This window comes from Rhodocyclus tenuis (assembly GCF_014197755.1).
Classification (GTDB): Bacteria; Pseudomonadota; Gammaproteobacteria; order Burkholderiales; family Rhodocyclaceae; genus Rhodocyclus; species Rhodocyclus tenuis.
This window is the reverse complement of sequence record NZ_JACIGE010000007.1, coordinates 17,108-38,533: the sequence shown is the minus strand read 5'-3', so window position 1 is coordinate 38,533 and position 21,426 is coordinate 17,108. Positions and strand designations below refer to the sequence as shown.

The window sequence follows — 21,426 nt, the reverse complement described above, 5'->3', positions numbered from 1 at the left end:
ACAATTCCAGGAAAAACAATGTCTACCCGCAAGCAACTGAAAACCCTGGTCGAGGCCAGACGTGGCGTGATCGTTCCCGGCGCTTTCAACGCGCTGTCGGCCCGCGTCGTCGCCGACCTCGGTTTCGAGGCCATCTACGTCACCGGCGCCGGTGTCACCAACATGTGGTTCGGCATGCCCGACCAGGGTTTCATGGGCCTGGCCGAGATCGCCGAGCATACGGCACGCATCCGCGACGCCGTCGACGTGCCGCTGATCGTCGACGCCGATACCGGCTTCGGCAACGCGCTCAACGTCCATCACACGGTGCGCACGCTGGAACGCGCCGGCGCCGACTGCATCCAGTTCGAAGACCAGGTGGCGCCCAAGCGTTGTGGCCATTTTGCCGGCAAGGCGGTGATTTCGACCGAGGAAGCGGTGAGCAAGATCAAGGCCGCGGTCGACGCGCGCCGCGATCCGGATCTGCTGATCATGGCGCGCACCGACGCCGCCGCCGTGCATGGCTTCGAGGCAGCCGTCGAGCGTGCGCAGAAATTCGCCGAGGCGGGCGCCGACATCCTTTTCGTCGAAGCGGTGACGAGCGCCGACGAAATCCGCGCGCTGCCGCAGCGCCTCGCCACGCCGCAGCTGATGAACATGGTCATCGGTGGCAAGACGCCGATCTTCAACGCCGAGGAACTCGGCCTGCTCGGCTTCGGCATCGTCCTCTACGCCAACGCCGCGCTGCAGGGCGCGGTGATGGGCATGCAGAAGGCGCTCGGCGTGCTGCGCGACGAAAAGCAGCTGCTCGAAACGGGCGGTCTGGTGACGCCTTTCGCCGAGCGGCAGCGGCTGGTCGGCAAACCCGCGTGGGATGCGCTCGAGCAGCGCTACAGCTGAGGTAGCGTCCGGCCGCCGAGCGGCCGGCTTCCCCTTTCCTGAACAGCAGACCGGGGCGGCATGCCGCCCCGGACGGGCGTGGTCGCCCCGCAAACGAGGTTTCGTGATGAAAAAAATCCGCAGCATCCTGGTTGCCAACCGCAGCGAGATCGCCATACGCATCATGCGTGCTGCGGCCGAGCTGGGCATGCGTACCGTGGCGATCTACGCCAACGAGGACCGCTTCGCGCTGCACCGTTTCAAGGCCGACGAAAGCTATCGCGTCGGCGACGGCAAGAAGCCGATCGCCGCCTATCTCGACATCGACGACATCATCCGTATCGCCAGAGAGGCGAAAGTCGACGCCATTCACCCCGGCTACGGTTTCCTCTCCGAAAACCCCGATTTCGCCGAAGCCTGCGCGCGCGCCGGCATCGTCTTCATCGGTCCGAAGCCCGCGGTGATGCGCGAACTCGGCAACAAGGTCGCCGCGCGGGCGCTGGCCGAGCGCGTCGGCGTACCGGTGGTGCCGGCGACCGGCGCCTTGCCGGATGACGCCGAGGCATGCCGCCGTCTGGCTGCCGGCATCGGCTACCCCTTGATGCTGAAAGCCAGCTGGGGCGGCGGTGGCCGCGGCATGCGCGCGATCAACGCCGAGAGCGAACTGCTGCCGGCGATCGAGTCCGCCCGGCGCGAGGCTGCCACTGCTTTCGGCAACGACGAGGTCTACCTCGAGAAGATGGTGCTGCGCGCCCGCCACGTCGAAGTGCAGGTGCTCGGCGATCTGCATGGCAACCGCGTGCATCTGTTCGAGCGCGACTGTTCGGTGCAGCGGCGCAACCAGAAGGTCGTCGAACGGGCGCCGGCGCCGTATCTGTCCGCCGGACAGCGCGAAGCCCTCTGTGCCGCCGCGCTCAAGCTCGCTGACGGCGTTGGCTACACGCACGCCGGCACCGTCGAGTTCCTGCTCGACGCCGACAGCGGCGAATTCCATTTCATCGAGGTCAATCCGCGCATCCAGGTCGAACATACGGTGACCGAGGAGGTGACTGGCATCGATCTGGTCAAGGCGCAGATCGTCGTCAGCGAGGGCGGGCGCATCGGTGCCAGCGACTTCCTGCCGGCGCAGGCGGACATCCGGCTGTCCTGTCATGCGCTGCAATGCCGCGTGACGACCGAGGATCCGGAGAAGGATTTTGCTCCCGACTACGGCAAACTGATGGCCTACCGCAGCGCCGCCGGCGCCGGCATCCGCCTCGACGCCGGTACGGCCTACACCGGCGCGATCATCACGCCGTACTACGACTCGCTGCTGGTCAAGGTCACCGCGCGCGGCCACGATGCCGACGAGGCGATCCGCCGCATGGATCGGGCGCTGCGCGAGTTCCGCATCCGTGGCGTCGCGACCAACCTCGCTTTTCTGGAGAACGTCATCGCGCATCCGGCGTTCCGCAGCGGCGAATGCACCACACGCTTCATCGACACCACGCCGGCGCTGTTTGCGATCAAGCCGCGTCGCGACCGGGCGACGAAGCTGCTGCGATTCGTCGGCGACATCGTGGTCAACGGCAATCCGGAAATGAAAGGGCGGACGCAACCGGCATTGCCGCTGGCGAAGCCGCAACTGCCGGCCGCCGCGGCCGACCAACCATTGCTGCCGGGTAGCCGCGACCGGTTGCGCGAGCTTGGCGCGCCGGGCTTCGCGCGCTGGATGTGCGATCAGCAGCGCGTGCTGCTGACCGACACGACGATGCGCGACGCGCACCAGTCGCTGTTCGCCACGCGCATGCGTAGCGCCGACATGCTGGCGATTGCGCCGCACTACGCGCGCCAGCTGCCGGAACTCTTCTCGCTCGAATGCTGGGGCGGCGCGACTTTCGACGTGGCCATGCGCTTCCTCAAGGAAGACCCCTGGCAGCGCCTCGACCAGCTGCGCGCGGCAGTTCCCAACGTGCTCTTCCAGATGCTGCTGCGCGCGTCCAACGCCGTCGGCTACACCAACTACGCCGACAACGTCGTGCGCTACTTCGTGCAGCAGGCGGCAGCGCACGGCATGGACGTCTTCCGCGTCTTCGATTCGCTCAACTGGGTCGACAACATGCGTGTCGCCATGGACGCGGTGATCGAAAGCGGCGCCCTGTGCGAGGGAACGATCTGCTACACCGGCAACCTGCTCGATCCGCGGCGCGCCAAGTACGATCTGAAGTACTACGTCGACATGGCGCGTCAGCTGGAAAAGGCCGGTGCGCACATCCTCGGCATCAAGGACATGGCCGGCGTCTGCCGGCCGGCGGCCGCGCATGCGCTGGTCAAGGCCTTGAAGGAAGAAGTCGGCCTGCCGATCCACTTCCACACGCACGATACCAGTGGCGGCGCCGTCGCCAGCGTGCTGGCGGCCGTCGCTGCCGGGGTTGACGCCGTCGACGGCGCGATGGACGCGATGAGCGGCCTGACTTCGCAGCCGAGTCTCGGCGCCATCGTCGCCGCGCTGGAAAACAGCGAACGCGACAGCGGCCTGACGCCGGCGCGCATCGCACCGTTCTCGCGCTACTGGGAGGGGGGGCGCCGCTTCTACGCGCCTTTCGAGGCCGACATCCGCGCCGGCACCTCCGACGTCTACCGCCACGAAATGCCCGGAGGCCAATACACCAACCTGCGCGAGCAGGCGCGTGCGATGGGGCTCGATCACCGCTGGAACGAGGTGGCGCAGGCCTACGCCGATGTGAACCAGCTGTTCGGCGACATCGTCAAGGTGACGCCGTCATCGAAGGTGGTCGGCGACCTCGCCCTGTTCATGGTCGCCAACGATCTGCGGCCTGAGGATGTGGCCGACGCGAACCGGGAAATTGCCTTCCCCGATTCGGTTGTCGCCATGATGCGCGGCGAACTGGGTTATCCGGCCGACGGTTTCCCGGCGGGTCTGCAGGCACGCATCCTGAAGGGGCGGGCGCCGATCGATGGTCGCGTCGGCGCACACCTGCCGCCGGTCGATCTGGAACAGGCGCGCCGATCGGCCGCGCAGGCAGTCGGTCGCCAGATCAGCGACGCCGATCTCGCCAGCTGGCTGATGTATCCGAAAGTGTTTGCCGAATTCGCTGAACATCGCCGCCGTCATGGCGACGTGTCGGTGCTGCCGACGCCGGTCTTTTTCTACGGGTTGGGCGACAAGGACGAGATGTCGGTCGAACTCGAACCGGGCAAGACACTGGTCGTGCGCCTGCTCGGCCGCTCGGAAGCGCCCGAAGACGGCGAGGCCAAACTGTTCTTCGAACTGAACGGCCAGCCACGGCCCTTGCGTATCGCGCATGCCGGCCAGCAGGCGCTCAAACGCACCCGGCCGAAGGCCGAGGACGGCAACCCGGCGCAGGTTGCCGCGCCGATGCCCGGCATGGTGTCGGCTGTCGCCGTCAAGGCCGGGCAGAAGGTGTCCAGGGGCAGCCTGCTGCTGTCAGTCGAGGCGATGAAGATGGAAACGGCGATCACCGCCGAGCGCGACGCGACCGTCGTGCGCGTGCTCGTGGCCGCCGGCGATCGCGTCGACGCCAAGGATCTGCTGCTGGAGCTGTCGTGACTCGCGAGCCTGACAGCGAACTCCTGCGGCCGCGCATGCTTTACGAAGTGCTGGCCGGCGCGCTGCGTCAGCGCATCTTCACCCACGAACTGGCGCCCGGCGATCCGATCGACGAATTCTGGCTGGCGTCGGGCTACGGTGTCAGCCGCACGCCGATGCGCGAGGCGCTGAAGGTGCTTGCCAGTGAGGGGCTGGTCGAACTGCGCGCGCGCCAGGGCGGTTTCGTTGCCCGCCTGGCCTGGCCCGACATCGATCAGCTGTTCGACGTGCTCGACTGCCTGGAGTCCTTCGGCGTGCGCGAGGCGACACAGGCGCGTGCGTGCCTGCGCAGCCGCGACAGTTTTCACCGCGACCTCGCCGAGGCTGCCGGCAACACGTATCTTCCCGAACTGGTCGAACGCATTGTCGCCAAACTGCGTCTGGCCTTCGGCCCGCAGTTCGACAGACCGGAAATGCAGGTCCCGGCAGATTTTCATGCGCAGTTGGCGCATTCGGTCGCGGCCGGCGAAAGCGACGCCGCGCTGCGCCTGCTCGCCGCGTATCAGGACACGCGCCGGCGCATGGCGGCTTTGCTATTCGCTCGTGTCGGTCAAGCCGTCGGCGGCAAGCGTCGCGAGCCGCATGTCTTCCCGGCCGCTGGCGCTGCGTGATCGCCTGGCGTCACGCAGCGAATAGACGCAGCCGCAGTATTCCTGCCGGTAGAAGTTCTCGCGCCGGGTGATCTCGATCATGCGCGCCGAGCCACCGCCCTTGCGCCAGTTGTGATCCCAGTAGGCAAGCCCCGGGTAAGGCGCGGCGGCGCGTCTGCCGCAGTCGTTGACCTGCTGCAGGTTTTTCCAGCGCGAGATGCCGAGCGAAGTGGCGATGAAGCGAAAGCCGTTTTCGTAGGCGTGCAGCGCCGTTCGTTGAAGACGCAGGTCGAAGCACATGCGGCAGCGGCCGCCGCGCTCCGGCTCGTCTTCCATGCCTTTGGCGCGCGCGAACCACAGCTCGCTGTCGTAATCGGCATCGACGAAGGGAACGCCGTAACGCTCGGCAAAACGGCGGATTTCTTCCTTCCGCACTGCGTATTCCTGCCGCGGATGGATGTTCGGGTTGTAGAAGAAGATCGTGAACTGGATGCCGGATGCCTGCAGGCTTTCGATGATCTCGCAGGAACAGGGCGCGCAACAGCAATGGAGCAATACCCTGTCGTGGCCAGAAGGCAGCGTCAGGCGTCCGCTCGTCGCGTTCATCGGCCGCTCTCCGCGGCGTGCACACTGTTCAGCTGCCGCGCCTGTGCGATGAATGCCCTGAGATAGTCGATATCGGTCTCGCTCTGGCGCGCGCCGAGGAAAATCTGCTTGGCGATTCCCTGCGCGCCGAGGCGCACGGGAACGATGTCCAGCTGGCCGGCGTATTCCTCGACCAGCCAGCGTGGCAGGGCGCTGACGCCGCGGCCGCTGGCGACCATCTGCAGCAGGATGTCGGTGGTCTCGATCGTCTTGTGCCGTCTCGGAGCGACACCGGCAGGGATCAGGAAGAGCTTGAAAATGTCCAGCCGCTCGCTGGCGACCGGATAGGTGATCAGCACTTCAGCGCTCAACTGCTCCGGCTCGACAAAATCCGCCCCGGCCAGCCGGTGCGAGCGGTTTACCACGAGAACCTGCTCGTAGTCGAAGACCGGCTCGAAATGCAGACCGGGTTTGAACAGCGGGTCCGGCGTCACCAGCAGGTCGATCTCATAGGCAAAGAGCGCGCCGATGCCGCCGAACTGGAATTTCTGCTTGACGTCGACATCGACGTCCGGCCACGCGGCAAGGTAGGGCGCGACGACACGCAGCAGCCACTGGTAGCAGGGGTGGCATTCCATGCCGATGCGCAGCGTGCCGCGTTCGCCTGCGGCGAACTGCTGCAGCCGTTCCTCGGCCAGCTTGAGTTGCGGCAGCACTCTTTCGGCGACGCCGAGCAGGTAGCGGCCGGCCTGCGTCAGCCGCAGGCTGCGCCCTTCGCGCAGCCAGATGTCGGTGCCCAGTTGCTGCTCGAGCTTCTTCATGCTGTGGCTGAGCGCCGACTGCGTCAGGCACAGCGTGTCGGCGGCGGCGGTCAGCGAGCCGCGTTTTTCCACTTCGCGGATGATGCTCAGGTGAATTCGCTCAAGCATTTGCATGCATAATATTCATCGATTATTGAAATAAGACCATTTTACGTCATGTATTGCAAGCCCTAGGATGGCGCCACTTGTCACTTTCCTGAGGTAATACGCATGACCACGATCCACACGCTCGGCTTTCCGCGCATGGGCGCCCAGCGCGAGCTGAAGTTCGCTCTTGAACGCCACTGGCGCGGCGAGATCGACGCCGCCGCGCTCGAAGCTGTCGGCCGCGAGCTGCGCGCCCGGCACTGGCAGCTGCAGCGCGACGCCGGACTCGATTTCGTCACCGTCGGCGATTTCGCCTTCTACGACCATGTCGCCAACCATGTCCAGCTGCTCGGTTGCGAACCGGCGCGCTTCGGCTTTGCCGGCGACGAGCCGGCGCTGGCCCGTTACTTCACGCTGGCGCGCGGCGTCGCCAGCGAAACCGGCGCTGCCGGCAGCGGACGTCCGGCGCTGGAAATGACCAAGTGGTTCGACACCAATTACCACTATCTGGTACCCGAATTCACGCCGGAAACGGCTTTCTCGCTGGCCGAAGAACGCCTGTTCGCGGAAGTCGACGAGGCGCTGGCACTGGGGCATCGGGTCAAGGCGGTACTGCTCGGACCGCTGAGCTTCCTCTGGCTGGGCAAGGAAAAGAGCGCGGGCTTCGCGCGCATCGAACTGCTCGAGCGGCTGCTGCCGGTGTATCAGCAGATTCTCGTCCGCCTGAAGGCGCAGGGCGTGGACTGGGTGCAGATCGACGAGCCGATCCTCGGCCTCGACTTGCCGCCGGCCTGGCGTCAGGCCTTTGAACCCGCTTATAGCGGTCTGGCCAAGAGTGGCGTGTCCTTGCTGCTCGCCACCTACTTCTCGCCCTTGCAGGAAAACCTGGCGCTGGCTTGCCGTCTGCCGGTGCACGGCCTGCACATCGACGGCATCCGCGCCGCGCAGGAAGTCGCCGCCATCGCCGACTGGCTGCCGGTGCACAAGGTGCTGTCGCTCGGCATCCTCGATGGCCGCAACATCTGGCGTGCCGACCTCGACGCCGCCTTGAAGCTGCTGCGCGCGGTGCGCGAAGTGCGGCAATGCGATCTCTGGCTGGCGCCATCGTGCTCGCTGCTGCACGTGCCGTTCAGCGTCGCTGGCGAAAGCGGGCTCGACGCCGAGTTGCGCAGCTGGCTGGCCTTCGCCGTCGAAAAACTCGCCGAACTGCGCGTGCTCAAGCTGGCGCTGGCCGGCGATGGCGCTGCCGACGCCGCGCTGGCCGAATCGCGGCAGGCGATCCAGTCGCGGCGCGCCAGCCAGCGCGTCACCGATGCGCGGGTATCCGCGCGTCTGGCAGCGCTGCCCGCCGACGCAGACCGTCGCCCGTCGCCGTTTCCGGCCCGGCAGGCGGCGCAGCGCGCGCGTTTCGGCCTGCCGCTGCTGCCGACGACGAGCATCGGCTCGTTTCCGCAAACCGCTGAAATCCGTTCTGCCCGCGCCGCTTTCAAACGTGGGCAGCTGGCTGCGACCGACTATCAGCGGGCGATGGAAAAGGAAATTGCCCACGTCGTCGCCGTCCAGGAAGAACTGGGTATCGACGTGCTGGTGCATGGCGAGCCTGAGCGCAACGACATGGTCGAATATTTCGGCGAGCAGCTCGCCGGTTTCTGCTTCACCGCCAACGGCTGGGTGCAGTCCTATGGTTCGCGTTGCGTCAAGCCGCCGATCATCTACGGCGACGTGTCGCGCCCGCAAGCGATGACCGTCAGCTGGACGACACATGCGCAGAGCCTGACCGAAAAGCCGATGAAAGGCATGCTGACCGGGCCGATCACCATCCTGCAATGGTCGTTCGTGCGCGACGACCAGCCGCGCTCGACCACCGCCGAGCAGATCGCGCTGGCGATCCGCGACGAAGTCGTCGATCTGGAGCGAGCCGGTATCGGCATCATCCAGATCGACGAGCCGGCCATCCGCGAGGGGCTACCCCTGCGTCGCGAAGCCTGGCGCGACTACCTGGCCTGGGCGACGCGCGCCTTTCGTCTGTCGGCCAGCGGCGTCGGTGATGCCACCCAGATTCACACGCACATGTGCTACTCGGAGTTCAACGACATCCTGCCCGAGATTGCCGCAATGGATGCCGACGTGATCACCATCGAGACCAGCCGTTCGGACATGGAGCTGTTGCACGCCTTCGGCGAGTTCAAGTACCCGAACGAGATCGGCCCGGGCGTCTACGACATCCACTCGCCGCGCGTGCCGTCCCGCGAGGAGATGGTCTGCCTGCTGCAGAAGGCGCTGGAGACGATTCCGGCCGGCAATCTCTGGGTCAATCCCGACTGCGGCCTGAAGACCCGCGCCTGGCCGGAAACCCTTGCCGCCTTGCGCAACATGGTGGCAGCGGCGAAGACGCTGCGCCTCACGGCCTGAGTCATCTGCCGCGTGCGTCATTTCGCGGCCGCCGCGCCACGCCAGCGCGGCGGCTGTCTCGAAAACTACCGGTAGTTGTTTTAATTTAAAGAGCAACTACCGGTAGTGTTTTTTCTTGACAGCCGTCGTTCGCTGCCCATAGACTGGCGGCGATTGATGGTTCCCCGCAAGGGATTAAAAGGGAATCCGGTGCCAGGTCTTTGACATGAACTCCGGAGCTGCCCCCGCAACTGTAATCGGCGAGCGTTTTGCCACCCCAAGCCACTGGATGCGTCCGGGAAGGCAGGTGAAACGCGGTGAACCGAAGCCAGGAGACCTGCCTCAATGAGCGCTTTTTTCCATGGTTTTGGGGCGGGGTGTCCCTGACGAAAGGTCGTGCATGTACGCACAGCTTGCTGTCTCTACGCGATCGGTCCGTCTTCGGCCGACAGGCCTGCGGGCCGTAGAAACGGGTATCGCCGCCCCCTTTTGCGGAGATCGCCCGTGTTGGCAGCACCTTCCCCCGGACTGAGGGCCAGCGCGCCGACGCCGGGCCTGTTCCGCCTGGTCGATGTGGTGTTCCCCGGTCAGGCCAATCATCACGGCAGCCTGTTCGGCGGTGCGGCACTGGCGATGATGGACAAGTTCGCCTTCGTCCTCGCCAGCCGCCATTTACGCCGCACCGTCGTCACCGCCGCGCTGACCGATACCGATTTTCGGGCGCCGGTGCCGGTCGGCCACCTTGCCGAAGTCGATGGCCGCATCGTGCATTGCGGCCGACGCTCGGTCGTCATCGAAGCCGAACTGGTGGCCGAGAACATGCTGAGCGGTCAGCGCCAGTCCTGCCTCAGCGGTCGTTTCGTCATGGTCGGTCAGGAGCACGAAGCCGCCGCGCCGACGCTGCTGCCGTCGCTGGCCGATGAGGACGAGCTCGTCCGCGTCGTCGAGATCGTCTTCCCCGGGCAGACCAGTCACCACGGATTCCTGCATGGCGGCTTCGCGCTCGACTGGCTGGCCAAGGCCGCCCTCGTTGCCGCCAGCCGGCGGGCGCGGCAGAGCGTGCTGATGGTTTCCAGCAAGACGCTCGATTTCGTTGCACCGGCGCGCGTCGGCGACATCGTCGAGACCACGGCGCGGGTGGTCGCGGTCGGCCGCAGCTCGCTCACCGTCGCCACTGAGATGACCGCCGAATGCCCGCTGGCTGGCGAGCCGCGGCGTTGTACCCAGGCCGATTTCGTGTTCGTCGCCGTCGACGGCGACGGCCGGCCGGTTCCGCTCGCTTCTACTCCCCTTTCTTCAGTAACACCGTCGCTATAAGGATGGAAAATGGATCGTTCAAACATTGATTTTTCGCTGGCCGCGCTTCAGGTCATCCGCCGCAATGGCGCCGTTGTTCCCTTTGCCGCCGACAAGATCGCGCTGGCGATGAGCAAGGCTTTTCTCGCTGTCGAGGGCGGGCAGAGCGCCGCCTCGTCGCGGGTGCGCGAAATCGTCGCGCGCCTGACCGAGGTGGTCGTCGCGTCGCTGACGCGGCGCCTGCCCGATGGCGGCAGCGTGCACATCGAGGACATCCAGGATCAGGTTGAGCTGGCGCTGATGCGCTCGGGCGAGCACGACGTGGCGCGCGCCTATGTGCTCTACCGCGAACGACGCGCCGCCGAGCGGCAGGCGAACACGGCGACGGTGGCGGCGCCCGCGCTGCACGTCGTCGTCGATGGCCAGCGGCGGCCGCTCGACCTGGCCGCGCTGCGCGAAACCTGTGCCGCCGCGTGCGCCGGCCTCGGCGACGCGGTGTCGCCCGCACTGATCCTCGAGCAGGCCGTGCAGAACCTCTACGACGGCGTCGCCCTCGCCGATGTGCAGGCGGCGCTGGTACTCGCCGCGCGCACGCTGATCGAGCGCGAACCGGGCTACAACCAGGCGTGCGCGCGTCTGCTGCTGGCCGCGCTGGCCGACGAGGTGTTCGGCCGCCGGTTGGCGGCGACCGAGCTGCCCGCGTGCTACGGCGATTACCTGCCGGTGTTCGTCCGGCGCGGCATCGACGCCGGCTTGCTCGACCCGCGTCTGGCCGAGTTTGACCTCGCCCGGCTGTCCGCGGCCTTGCGCCCGGAACGCGACGGGCTGTTCGGCTATCTCGGCCTGCAGACGCTCTACGACCGCTACTTCCTGCACATCGACGGCCGTCGCATTGAACTGCCGCAAGTGTTCTTCATGCGCGTGGCGATGGGGCTCGCGCTCAACGAGGTCGACCGCGAGGCGCGCGCGATCGAGTTCTACGAGCTGATTTCGAGCTTCGACTTCATGTGCTCGACGCCGACGCTGTTCAACAGCGGCACGCTGCACTCGCAGCTGTCCTCGTGCTACCTGACGACGGTGGCCGACGACCTCGAAGGCATCTACCAGTCGATCAAGGAAAACGCGCTGCTGCAGAAATACGCCGGCGGCCTCGGCAACGACTGGACGCCGGTGCGCTCGCTCGGCAGCCGCATCCGCGGCACCAACGGCCACAGCCAGGGCGTCATCCCCTTCCTCAAGGTGGTCAACGACACGGCGGTGGCGGTCAATCAGGGCGGCAAGCGCAAGGGCGCGGTCTGTGCCTACCTCGAAACCTGGCACCTCGACATCGAGGACTTCCTCGATCTGCGCAAGAACACCGGCGACGAGCGCCGGCGCACGCACGACATGAACACTGCGCACTGGATTCCCGACCTGTTCATGCAGCGCGTGCACGCCAACGGCGAGTGGACGCTGTTCTCGCCGGTGGACGTGCCCGATCTGCACGACAGGTTCGGCGCCGAATTCGCCGCCGCCTACACCGCCTACGAGGCACAGGCTGCCGCCGGCAAGCTGCCCTTGCACCGGAAAGTGCCGGCCGTGCAGCTGTGGCGCAAGATGCTGACCATGCTGTTCGAGACCGGGCATCCGTGGATCACCTTCAAGGACGCCTGCAACCTGCGCTCGCCGCAGCAGCACGCCGGCGTCGTGCACAGCTCGAACCTGTGCACCGAGATCACGCTGAACACCTCGGCCGACGAGACTGCGGTGTGCAACCTCGGCTCGATCAACCTGCCGGCGCACCTGCACGACGGCCGGCTCGACGCGGAAAAGCTGGCGCGCAGCATCCGCACGGCGATGCGCATGCTCGACAACGTCATCGACATCAACTACTACGCGACGCCGAAGGCGCGCAACGCCAACCTGCGCCATCGTCCGGTGGGGCTCGGCATCATGGGCTTCGCCGACTGCCTGTATGCGCTCGGCTTGCCGTACGCCTCGCCGGAGGCGGTCGACTTCGCCGACCGCAGCATGGAGCTGGTCTGCTACCAAGCCTATCGCGCGTCGAGCGAGCTGGCGCGCGAGCGCGGCAGCTATTCGAGCTTTGCCGGCAGCCTGTGGCAGCAGGGCGTGCTGCCGCTCGACTCGATCGGCCTGCTCGAACAAGGCCGCGGCGAAGCGGTCGAGGTGAACCGCGACGCGCGTCTCGACTGGGCGGCCCTGCGCGAGCAGATCGCCCGTGACGGCATGCGCAATTCCAACTGCGTCGCCATCGCGCCGACCGCCACCATCTCCAACATCGTCGGCGTCTCGGCGGGAATCGAGCCGGCCTACCAGAACCTCTACGTCAAATCGAACCTCTCCGGCGAATTCACCGTGGTCAACGAGGCGCTGGTGCGCGATCTCAAGGCGCTTGGCCTGTGGGACGAGGTGATGGTCGCCGACCTCAAGTACTTCGACGGCTCGCTCGGACCGATCGAGCGCATTCCCGCCGAACTGAAGGCGCGCTACGCCACCGCGTTTGAGATCGATCCGGCCTGGCTGATCGAGGCCTCTGCCCGGCGCCAGAAGTGGATCGATCAGGCGCAGTCGCTCAACCTCTATCTGGCGACGCCGTCGGGCCGGAAGCTCGACGAACTGTACAAGCTGGCGTGGAAGCGTGGTCTCAAGACCACCTACTACCTGCGCACGCTCGGCGCCAGTCAGGCGGAAAAGAGCGGTGGTCGCGACGACGCGGCGCCGCCGCCCGAGCCCAAATTCTGCTCGATCGACAATCCCGACTGCGAGGCCTGCCAATGAGCGCGCTGTCATTCGACGACTGGGAACTGCCGTCGCCCCCCCCATCACGGACTCTATCACCGCCTCCATCGCCGTCGTCGGCAGCAACACCGACGGCAGCGCCAGCCCGGCCCGCCACGCCGACGCCGCCAGCTGCGGCGTCCATCCCGGTGGCGCCCACGCTGGCCGGCAACGGGGGCGCGAATCCGGCACTGGCGGCCGTCAGCGTCGGCGACAAGCGCATCGTCAACGGCAAGGGGGACATCAATCAGCTGGCGCCGTTCAAGTACGCCTGGGCGTGGGAGTTCTTCCTCAAGGCCAACCGCAACCACTGGACGCCGCTGGAAATCAGCATGGCGCAGGATGTGCACGACTACCATCACCGGCTGAGCCAGTCCGAACGCCACGTCTTCGAGAACGTGCTCGCTTACCTGACCACTTCCGACATTCTTGCCATGCGCAATATCGGTCTGGCGGTGATGGAAAAGATGAGCGCGCCGGAACTGCAGATCTATCAGGCGCGGCAGGTTTACGAAGAGGCACTGCACACCTGGACCTACCAGCACTGCATCGAGAGCATCGGCCTTGACCAGCAGGACATCTACAACCGCTACCGCGTCGTTCCGGAAATCCACGGCAAGATCGCGCTCGCCAACCGCCGGCTGGAGAAAGTGCTGCGTTCGGACTTCGACCTGACCGACCGCGCCAACCTGCACGAATTCGCGCTCTCCTACTTCTTCTTCGCGGTGATCTTCGAAGGCTGCTGGTTCTACAACGGCTTCACGCCGATCTTTGCCCTGCAGCGGCGCGGCCTGATGAAGGGCGCCGCCGAGCAGCTGCAATACATCATGCGCGACGAGGTGATGCACTGCGCCTTCGGCATCCGCGTCATCCGCGAACTGCTCGCCGAGGAGAAGCTGACGCTCGACCCGGCCGCGCTGCGCCTGCTGTGGGACGAAGCCGAAGCCGCCGAAAGCGCTTACGCCGGCTACATCCTGCGCGAGCCGATCCTCGGCTACAACGCCGAACTGCACGTGCAGCAGTTCCGCTTCATCGCCAACCGCCGCGCCCGCCAGCTGGGAATCGCCGAGCCTTTCCCCGGTGCCGAAAACGTCCTGCCTTGGCTCGACGAGCAGGCCAACCTGCGCAAGGAAAAGAACTTCTTTGAAACGCGGGTTACGGAATATCAGACCGGAGGGGCGCTGGCTTGGGAGTGATCGAGGTGGGGATAGGCCATCGGCGTAAGGACCACTCTCGCGTCGGATTCTCAGATGTTGAGACTGGACTGAGCGAATCTAAGTCCAGATTTGCATCTGGTTTGCTACCTAAACCTGGATTCGCGAAAGAACGCTGATTGCGCAGCGAATGCCTAAGTTCGGATTTGCCAACGGAGCTAAATTTTGCATTAGGCCAGCGGCGGGATTTCGGCCTTTGTTGCCGCTCGGTTTGGCCCGGTCGGGTGGCCGGTGCGAGGCAGATTACGGACGTTGCATCCGAGCGCGGTGGGACAGTCCGATCCTATTTACCGATGAATGGAAACTACCGAAATGGACGTTAGCCAATCTGGCTAACGAATTTAAGCCATGGTAGGCGGTCACACCGTAACGGCTGGCGTTGTTGGTGCAGGAGATGTCAACGCCGGAGTGGAAGTGGCAGCGACGGCCGCTTCGTCGGGACTCACAGCTGCCAGGGCAGGCACTGTCAGCAGGGTAAGCGATGCTTTGTATTTCAGGATCAAGTCGTCGATGATCTGGATGCACAGGCATTCGTCATGCCCGTCGCCCATGTACGCGCCGCGTTGCGCCATCCCGGCAACGCGGAAGTGATCGTCTGTGAACGGGCCGCCGCTGTTGCCGGGACGGATACTCCCGGCGCCCGTAATGGTGAAACTGTTCATCCCGGCGTGCGGTGAGGTCCTGTTCAGGACTCGTTGATCGTTGAAGTCCGGCAGGTTCCATTGTTTCCATGCCGGGTAACCGATCAGGATGCCCTGTTTACCCGGCTCAATCGGGCTGTCTATCGCAGGAAAATAGCGATGGGGCGGGACCGGACCTTCGAACGCGAGGAGCGCGAGATCCATCGGCGCGTTGCGGTATAGAATCTTTGCTGGCCAGTGTTGCTTCGTACCCGGATGGACGAGATTCAGGGTTTTGTTGAATATCTCCGGTGCTTCATAGTCGGTGGGAAATTCGTGTTTGTTTATCGTGGCGATGTGTTCGAACAAGTGGTTACAGGTGACCAGCAGGTTGAGTTCCCTGTAGACGAAAGCAGTTCCTTGTTTACACATGACGTCGTCGCATGTACCTGGGGTGGAATGGAATTCCCCCACCCATTCCACGACGAAGCACGCATCCCGCGCCGTCGTTATATCCCGAACGACAGGCTGAACCGGCAGTTTAGGCGCTGAGAACGGTCCCGCTACATGGGTAGCGAGTACCGCGTTATTGAAGCGCTCCGCAAGGCGTGTATAGATCATGTCATCCTTGCCGCGGACCATTCGGAGGTAGAGTAACTTTCCCCACAGTACATTCTTCAGTTCAGGCGTCTTGCCGCGGCGGGTTTGACGTTTCCACGGCTTTTTCTCGAAGGCGCCCGTCACCGCATTCTTGACAAGATCATTCCATTGCTTGTCTGCCGCCTCGTAACCATATTTTTCCCAAGCGTGCAGGGCGCCACGGATTCGGTCAATGAAGACGCGTGGAACGTTAGGGAATTGGTTGATCGTGAGCCCGGTGACCTCCATCCGCCGACCTCGATCCCTCAGTCGGGATTTCGCTGGATTGATTGTGAAGTGATGCTTGTTCGTGATCAGGTCTTGCAGTTCCGCCCCGACCTGCAGATGGCCGTCATCATCTACGATGCAGACGGCGGCCGGCAGGCGCGAAGTCTTGCGAACCGGAAACGAAAACGTGATGTCGTCGGCGTAGCGGGAGTAGCGCGCCAAATTTCGGCGGGCAAGGTCGGTTAGGTCCCGATCCATGGACCGGCAGACGAGATTCGACAGGAACGGCGAGGTGGGTGCTCCCTGCGGCAAAGTGCCGTCGAGAGTGCAGATGTGGGCGATGACCGTTGCCACCTCATGCGAGAAATTGAATGGATGCTTGCGAAGGACGCCGCGAACACGGAAAAAGGTGATGCTCGGAAAGAAGTCCTTTAGATCAATATTTAAGACATGGTGATTCTTCGGCGTGCAGTGGATCTGTGCGTTCGTCAGGATGCTGCGTTTTGGGACGAACCCGTGAACTACCGGCTTGAATGGCCCTGCGCGCTCAGTCAAGAAGGTCAATACCTTTTGCTGAATGACTTTGAGGCGATTGCGTGGCTCGGCAATCACACGGGCGCTTCCGTCGCGCTTCTTGATTACGAATTGCTTATATGGCGGACGGGGGTAGATTATCCCCTTCAAGCTGGAATACGGGATGCCAAGAGCGTTATTTGAAAACCATGTGACAAAGTTGCGAGATAACGCCTCATGCATTTCATTCATCTTGACGATTGCCAAGTCATCCCGTTCTGTGTTTGTTCGGTGCCGCCCCCGTCCGTCTTTCTCCTGTACAAGCGGATAGCGGCCTAGCGATCGATCCCCTGCGCGCGGGGTTACCTCGTGGAAAGCCAGCGTTAACGCTGGCCTGGTTAAGCTCCGTTGGGGGCGGCGACTGATTTTATGTTCTTGTCTTGCCATGTGCAACGTTCGAAAATCAGAAATGTGGATTGTCTCCTCTAAGATTCAGGATCACCTATCCCGATGCGTCGCGGTTGGGCTGAATCGCCCCGACTTTACTGGTCTGCTTTAGGTCTCAGTGAAGTCGGTGACGTACAAAAGGTCGGATGTCCGCAAAGGCCGAGGACCGGAAGTCGGCCTTTGCGGACGATTATGCCCAAGTGCATATTGGCCTCTTGCGGCCAGTAGCGGCCCCAAGAACCCCCAAGAACCCCGCCGAATGGCTCACGTTCGGCAACGTCGAGCGTTTCCTTAAGCGATGCCAGTCTCGGATACGAGCGTCGGAAGCCAGCAGGGCACTTTGGGTGCCTTCGCCTCTTGAGTCAGTACTGAGCAAATCGCCGTAGCCACTGCCCACGGCATGTTCCATGCGCCCGAGGCAAGTTCGACTGGGTGCTCCGGCGGGCCCGAAGGTGCGCTTGACATGCCGATCAGTGGCACAGCGCACGCAGCACGTTTGCCAGCTTCCTGACGGCGACATCCTGTTCGTGTGGGGCGTGGGCAGCAAATCCCATGAGAAAGCCTGCCTTGTGCTCGTGCGACATATGTAGCGCAGTCAGTCCCAGCAGGTCGATTCCGGCTCGGCGCGCGGAATCCACGGCCTCGCGCTCTGGGATGTCGCGGATGAACACGCACTGCATCTGCATGCCGCCTGCGGGAACCCGCGTTTCTACGTAGTCGGCCAGATGCTGGCGTACCAGCCGCGCCAGCACATCGCGCCGTTCTGCATAGACGGCGCGCATGGTGCGCACATGGGCGCCGAAGTGGCCACCTTCGATGAATCGCGCCAGCGTGAGCTGCGGAATCGGCGCGCTGTGCCCGTCCAATAGGGTCCGGGCCACGGTCATTGGCGCCACCAGCGGCGGCGGCAGCACCATGTAGGCGATGCGCAGGCCGGGAAACAGCGACTTGGTGAAGGTGCCGATGTAGATCGTGCGCTCATGCGCGTCCAGGCCCTGCACGCAGGCCGTGGGTTTGCCGGCGTAGTGGAACTCGCTGTCGTAGTCGTCCTCGATGATCCAGCCTTGTCGCTGCCGTGCCCATTCGATGACGGCCAGGCGCCGGTCCAGCGCCAGCGTCGCCCCGGTAGGGAATTGGTGCGATGGCGTCAGGAACACCGCCCCGGCCGCGTTGCCGGGCGCCTTGCTTGCCTCCAGCAAACGATCTACCCGCAGGCCGTCCTCATCCAGTGGTACCGGCACGCATTCCAGCCCGGCGGCGTCGAACGCTTTGCGCGCGCCGTGGTACACGGGGTCTTCGATGAAGATGCGCTCACCCGCATCGAGTAACACCGTGGCGCACAGGGTCAGGGCTTGCTGGGAACTGGTCAGCACCAGCACTCGATCGGGTGTCGCGCGAGCCCCCCGTTCGAGATTGACGTGATCGGCGATGGCCTGCCGCAGCGCCTCCATCCCCTGTGGCGGACTGTGCAGCAGCGCCAGTGAGCCGTATTCCTTCAACACCTGCCGCTCCAGTCGCTCCCAGGTCTGTAGCGGAAAGTTGCGCGTTTCGGGCACACCTGGCGCAAACGGGCGTGGTGCCAGGAAGTCGCGCACGCCACCGCTGTCGAACATGGCGGTGCCGCGTTGGCTGAGTCGCGGTGCTGCCTTGCGATCCACACTTGTTTCCCGAGACTTGCCACGCCCCGGCAGACGCTGGGCCCGCTCCGACACAAAGCTGCCGCTGCCCACGCGCCGCTCAATGAAGCCTTCCGCGTGCAACTGGCTGTAGGCCGACTCCACCGTATCGCGCGAGACCCCCAGCGACTTCGCCAGGGCGCGTGACGAGGGCAATGGTCTGCCCACGTCGAGCACACCGTCGAGGATCAACTGGCGAATGGCCCTCTGTACCCGTGCGTGCAGCGGCAAGGCGCCATGCACTGGGTCGCCGATCCAGGCTTTGACCGATTCAAGTTGAGCGTGCTTGAACAATTGGCCGGAAGTTCTTCGTAAAAGTGGTGGGCAATGTCAGACCATTTTAAATCTATAAAGACGTTTCACAAGCCATTTGTCCGATCGTCAGGAGTCACCGCCAAACCATGTCATCCGTCAATTTACCTTCAACCGTTCGCTGGAACGATCTCACCCATCCCGTCGTGGCCGGCCTGATCTCGGTCATCGTGAACTACGGCGGTACATTCATTCTGGTCTTCCAGGCCGCCAAAGTCGCGGGCCTGAGCCCGGAGCTGACGGCATCGTGGGTGTGGTCGGTTTCGATCGGCGTCGGCGTCACCGGGTTGTTTTTGAGCTGGCTGACGCGCGAGCCCATCATCACTGCCTGGTCCACGCCAGCGGCGGCGTTTCTGGTCACGGCACTGGCCTCCACGCCCTACGCCGAAGCGGTGGGTGCGTACCTGATGTCGGCCACTGCCTTTGTCGTGCTGGGCCTGTCGGGCGGGTTCGAGCGCTTGATCCGGCTGATTCCCCCGGGCGTGGCATCAGGTTTGCTCGCGGGCATCCTGCTGCAATTCGGCATCAAGGCTTTCGGCTGCATGAGCATCGATCCGGTGCTGGGCAGCCTGCTGATCGTGACTTATGTGGTGCTTAAGCGCTTCAGCTCGCGTTATGCCGTCGTCGGCATCCTGGTGTTGGGCTTGCTCTTTCTGCTCATGCAGGATCGGGTGGACCTGTCGGGACTGACCCTGACGCTCGCGGCTCCGGTTTTCACCATGCCGGCGTTCTCGCTCAATGCGCTGCTGAGCGTCGCCTTTCCCCTGTTCCTGATCACGCTGACCGGCCAGTACTTGCCCGGCATGCTGGTGCTGCGTAATGACGGCTTTAAGACCAGTGCCAACCCCATCGTGACAGTGACAGGGCTCGGCTCCCTGCTGATGGCGCCGTTCGGCTCGCATGCCTTCAACATTGCCGCCATTACGGCAGCTATCGCCACGGGCCGCGAAGCGCACGAAGATCCATCCAAGCGCTGGATCGGGGGCGTCGCCGCCGGCGTTGGCTACATCCTCGTCGGCGTGTTTGGCGTGACGCTGGCCGCCGTCTTCATGGCTTTCCCGGCGACCTTCATCAGCACGCTGGCAGGGCTTGCGCTGCTGGGCACCATCGGCGGCAGTCTGGCCACCGCCCTGGCCGATTCGAAGACACGCGAAGCTTCGCTGATCACTTTCCTGGCCGCGGCGGCGAACATCACGCTGCTGGGTATCGGCGGCGCGTTCTGGGGCCTGGTGATCGGCCTGGTGGCCCATGCCCTGCTCAATGGCGCACCGCCGCGCCGTGGGCGGCCGGCCTTCGCTGTACCGGCCGCCGCAGCTGCGCTCAAGGGGGATGGAGCTGATGCCTGAGCCAGCGGGCACCCTGACCTCTCATCACCAGCATGGCCGCTATCGGGTCGAATAGGCGACGAAGGCAAGGCTCCCAGTGTCCGCCGTCCTGCGGGAGTGTTCAGCAGCCTCTCTGCGACGAGCATTACGGCAGCGGACGGCCCGCGCTGCTTCCCGGATCGGTCACGAACCCGAGCTTGAGTACCCCGGCGCGCTGTGCTGCCGCCATGACCTGCAGCACGGACTCGTATTCGGCCTTGCGGTCGCCGCGGATATGCAGTTCCGGCTGCGGGTTCTGCGCGGCCGCCGCCAGCAGGCGGGCATCGAGTTCGCTGGTGCTGACCGCTTCGTCGCCCCAGTGCGTCCGCCCCTGCGCATCGACCGAGATCGTCACCGTCTTTGGCGGCGTCCGGTTGACCTCGGTTGCGGCGCGCGGTAGGTCGAGTTTCACCGAGTGTGTGAGCACCGGCACGGTGATGATGAAAATGATCAGGAGCACCAGCATCACGTCGACCAGCGGCGTCATGTTGATGTCGCTGACGTCCGCATCCTCGTGTTCGTCGAAATCGCTGATCGAGGTGCTCATCTCAGCCCTCCCGTGCGCCGTGATAGCCGGCGTCCGCCGCTGCGCCGTTCGTCCGCTTTTTCACCACGCCGCCCGCTTCCTTGCCCGACAGGCCCTGCGCCGGCTCGGTGGTGCTGTCAAGCGGCGAGCCGGTGAGGAAGTAGGCATGCAGTTGCCGGGCAAAGCGCCTGAGTTGACCGGTGAGCGCGCGATTGGCGCGGTTCAGCGCGTTGTATCCGAGCACCGCCGGAATCGCCACCACCAGCCCGAAAGCGGTCATGATCAGCGCCTCGCCCACCGGCCCGGCGACCTGGTCGATGCTGGCCTGGCCGGACATGCCGATGCCCACCAGCGCGTGGTAGATGCCCCAGACGGTACCGAACAGACCGATGAAGGGCGCCGTTGACCCCACAGAAGCCAGCACCGAAAGTCCCGAGCGCAGACGTTCGGCACTGTCATCGATGGCGCCGCGCAGTGCTTCACCCAGCCATTCGGCCAGATTCAGCTGGCCGTGCAGTTCCTGCCGCTTCTCCGTGTGGTGCGCGACGGCCGCCTTGCCTTCGACGGCGAGAAGGTGGAAGGGATTGAGTTCGGCGTCCGGCGTTCCCGGTGCCTGCAGCGCCTGCAGTCCTTCGGCGAAACTTCTGCAGTGCCAGAAGGCCGCCGACGCCCGGGCCGCGCGGCGCAGCTTGATCAGCCGCCAGGTGCGCGTGACGATCAGCCACCACGAAGCGATCGACATGAGCAGCAGCAGCAGCGCGACGCCTCTGATGGCGAGATCTCCCTGACTCCATAAAGCAGCTAGGCCGTAGGGGGAAACAGTGGGGTCCATGCAACAGGTCCTTATCGTGGATTAAAGCAAGAGTGGCGA

Annotated in this window: 14 protein-coding genes and 1 riboswitch; of the genes, 8 read left to right on the top strand and 6 right to left on the bottom strand. The window is 64.6% G+C overall.

The features are described 5' to 3' along the window. The first annotated feature begins 18 nt into the window (after positions 1–18). From GGD90_RS10340 to GGD90_RS10330, 3 genes are all read left to right on the top strand, one after another. The gene (locus tag GGD90_RS10340; RefSeq protein WP_153116673.1) at positions 19–879 is read left to right on the top strand and encodes an isocitrate lyase/PEP mutase family protein; all 861 of its coding nucleotides are present in this window, start codon (positions 19–21) and stop codon (positions 877–879) included. A gap of 106 nt (positions 880–985) precedes the next feature. Continuing rightward, complete coding sequence (locus tag GGD90_RS10335) at positions 986–4,429, top strand: pyruvate carboxylase (RefSeq protein WP_153116672.1); 3,444 nt, start codon at positions 986–988, stop codon at positions 4,427–4,429. Then, positions 4,426–5,079: a GntR family transcriptional regulator gene (locus GGD90_RS10330; RefSeq protein ID WP_153116671.1), complete on the top strand. Its 654-nt coding sequence runs from the start codon at positions 4,426–4,428 to the stop codon at positions 5,077–5,079. The genes GGD90_RS10335 and GGD90_RS10330 overlap by 4 nt, the downstream gene beginning before the upstream one ends. On the opposite strand, the gene GGD90_RS10325 is transcribed toward GGD90_RS10330, so the two are convergent. Both GGD90_RS10325 and GGD90_RS10320 read right to left on the bottom strand, forming a co-directional pair. Next, positions 5,002–5,664 (bottom strand): epoxyqueuosine reductase QueH, encoded by a 663-nt coding sequence (locus tag GGD90_RS10325; protein ID WP_153116670.1) that lies wholly within the window; start codon positions 5,662–5,664, stop codon positions 5,002–5,004. The two genes, GGD90_RS10330 and GGD90_RS10325, sit on opposite strands and share 78 nt — an antisense overlap. Beyond that, positions 5,661–6,578 (bottom strand): LysR family transcriptional regulator, encoded by a 918-nt coding sequence (locus GGD90_RS10320; protein ID WP_221227733.1) that lies wholly within the window; start codon positions 6,576–6,578, stop codon positions 5,661–5,663. Before GGD90_RS10320 ends, GGD90_RS10325 begins: the two co-directional genes overlap by 4 nt. 96 nt (positions 6,579–6,674) lie before the next feature. Between GGD90_RS10320 and metE the strand changes: the two genes are divergently transcribed. The 4 genes from metE (at position 6,675) to GGD90_RS10300 (ending at position 14,212) form a co-directional block, all read left to right on the top strand. Continuing rightward, a complete protein-coding gene (metE, locus tag GGD90_RS10315) occupies positions 6,675–8,963 on the top strand; it encodes a 5-methyltetrahydropteroyltriglutamate--homocysteine S-methyltransferase (protein ID WP_153116669.1) in 2,289 nt (762 codons plus the stop codon). Between the two features lie 139 nt (positions 8,964–9,102). Then, positions 9,103–9,301, top strand: a riboswitch (cobalamin riboswitch). Positions 9,302–9,446: 145 nt separating this feature from the next. Continuing rightward, entirely contained in the window at positions 9,447–10,259 is an 813-nt protein-coding gene (locus tag GGD90_RS10310) for an acyl-CoA thioesterase (RefSeq protein ID WP_221227732.1), read from the top strand. 9 nt (positions 10,260–10,268) lie between these two features. After that, positions 10,269–13,016 (top strand): ribonucleoside-diphosphate reductase subunit alpha, encoded by a 2,748-nt coding sequence (locus GGD90_RS10305; protein ID WP_153116668.1) that lies wholly within the window; start codon positions 10,269–10,271, stop codon positions 13,014–13,016. Next, positions 13,013–14,212: a ribonucleotide-diphosphate reductase subunit beta gene (locus GGD90_RS10300; protein WP_153116667.1), complete on the top strand. Its 1,200-nt coding sequence runs from the start codon at positions 13,013–13,015 to the stop codon at positions 14,210–14,212. The genes GGD90_RS10305 and GGD90_RS10300 overlap by 4 nt, the downstream gene beginning before the upstream one ends. Before the next feature lie 377 nt (positions 14,213–14,589). On the opposite strand, the gene GGD90_RS10295 is transcribed toward GGD90_RS10300, so the two are convergent. Both GGD90_RS10295 and pdxR read right to left on the bottom strand, forming a co-directional pair. Beyond that, positions 14,590–16,497 carry a reverse transcriptase domain-containing protein gene (locus tag GGD90_RS10295; protein ID WP_221227731.1) on the bottom strand — a complete coding sequence of 636 codons (1,908 nt, stop codon included), beginning with the start codon at positions 16,495–16,497 and terminating at the stop codon, positions 14,590–14,592. Between the two features lie 650 nt (positions 16,498–17,147). After that, on the bottom strand, positions 17,148–18,647 hold the full coding sequence (gene pdxR / locus GGD90_RS10290; RefSeq protein ID WP_153116666.1) for a MocR-like pyridoxine biosynthesis transcription factor PdxR: 1,500 nt from the start codon (positions 18,645–18,647) through the stop codon (positions 17,148–17,150). 107 nt (positions 18,648–18,754) lie between these two features. On the opposite strand from pdxR, the gene GGD90_RS10285 reads away from it, so the two are divergent. Continuing rightward, positions 18,755–20,011 (top strand): benzoate/H(+) symporter BenE family transporter, encoded by a 1,257-nt coding sequence (locus GGD90_RS10285; protein WP_153116665.1) that lies wholly within the window; start codon positions 18,755–18,757, stop codon positions 20,009–20,011. 124 nt (positions 20,012–20,135) lie between these two features. On the opposite strand, the gene GGD90_RS10280 is transcribed toward GGD90_RS10285, so the two are convergent. Together GGD90_RS10280 and GGD90_RS10275 are read right to left on the bottom strand one after the other, a co-directional pair. Then, positions 20,136–20,576, bottom strand: coding sequence for an ExbD/TolR family protein (locus GGD90_RS10280; RefSeq protein WP_153116664.1), 441 nt, complete (start codon positions 20,574–20,576; stop codon positions 20,136–20,138). Between the two features lies 1 nt (position 20,577). After that, positions 20,578–21,387: a MotA/TolQ/ExbB proton channel family protein gene (locus GGD90_RS10275; RefSeq protein ID WP_153116663.1), complete on the bottom strand. Its 810-nt coding sequence runs from the start codon at positions 21,385–21,387 to the stop codon at positions 20,578–20,580. Between the last annotated feature and the right edge of the window lie 39 nt (positions 21,388–21,426).

Bases quoted from the DNA above. Each gene is read 5' to 3' on its own strand.
- metE (WP_153116669.1), top strand. From the start codon at position 6,675: ATGACCACGATCCACACGCTCGGCTTTCCGCGCATGGGCGCCCAGCGC.
- GGD90_RS10275 (WP_153116663.1), bottom strand. From the start codon at position 21,387: ATGGACCCCACTGTTTCCCCCTACGGCCTAGCTGCTTTATGGAGTCAG.
- GGD90_RS10325 (WP_153116670.1), bottom strand. From the start codon at position 5,664: ATGAACGCGACGAGCGGACGCCTGACGCTGCCTTCTGGCCACGACAGG.
- GGD90_RS10335 (WP_153116672.1), top strand. From the start codon at position 986: ATGAAAAAAATCCGCAGCATCCTGGTTGCCAACCGCAGCGAGATCGCC.
- GGD90_RS10285 (WP_153116665.1), top strand. From the start codon at position 18,755: ATGTCATCCGTCAATTTACCTTCAACCGTTCGCTGGAACGATCTCACC.
- GGD90_RS10340 (WP_153116673.1), top strand. From the start codon at position 19: ATGTCTACCCGCAAGCAACTGAAAACCCTGGTCGAGGCCAGACGTGGC.
- GGD90_RS10300 (WP_153116667.1), top strand. From the start codon at position 13,013: ATGAGCGCGCTGTCATTCGACGACTGGGAACTGCCGTCGCCCCCCCCA.
- GGD90_RS10305 (WP_153116668.1), top strand. From the start codon at position 10,269: ATGGATCGTTCAAACATTGATTTTTCGCTGGCCGCGCTTCAGGTCATC.
- GGD90_RS10320 (WP_221227733.1), bottom strand. From the start codon at position 6,578: ATGCAAATGCTTGAGCGAATTCACCTGAGCATCATCCGCGAAGTGGAA.
- GGD90_RS10280 (WP_153116664.1), bottom strand. From the start codon at position 20,576: ATGAGCACCTCGATCAGCGATTTCGACGAACACGAGGATGCGGACGTC.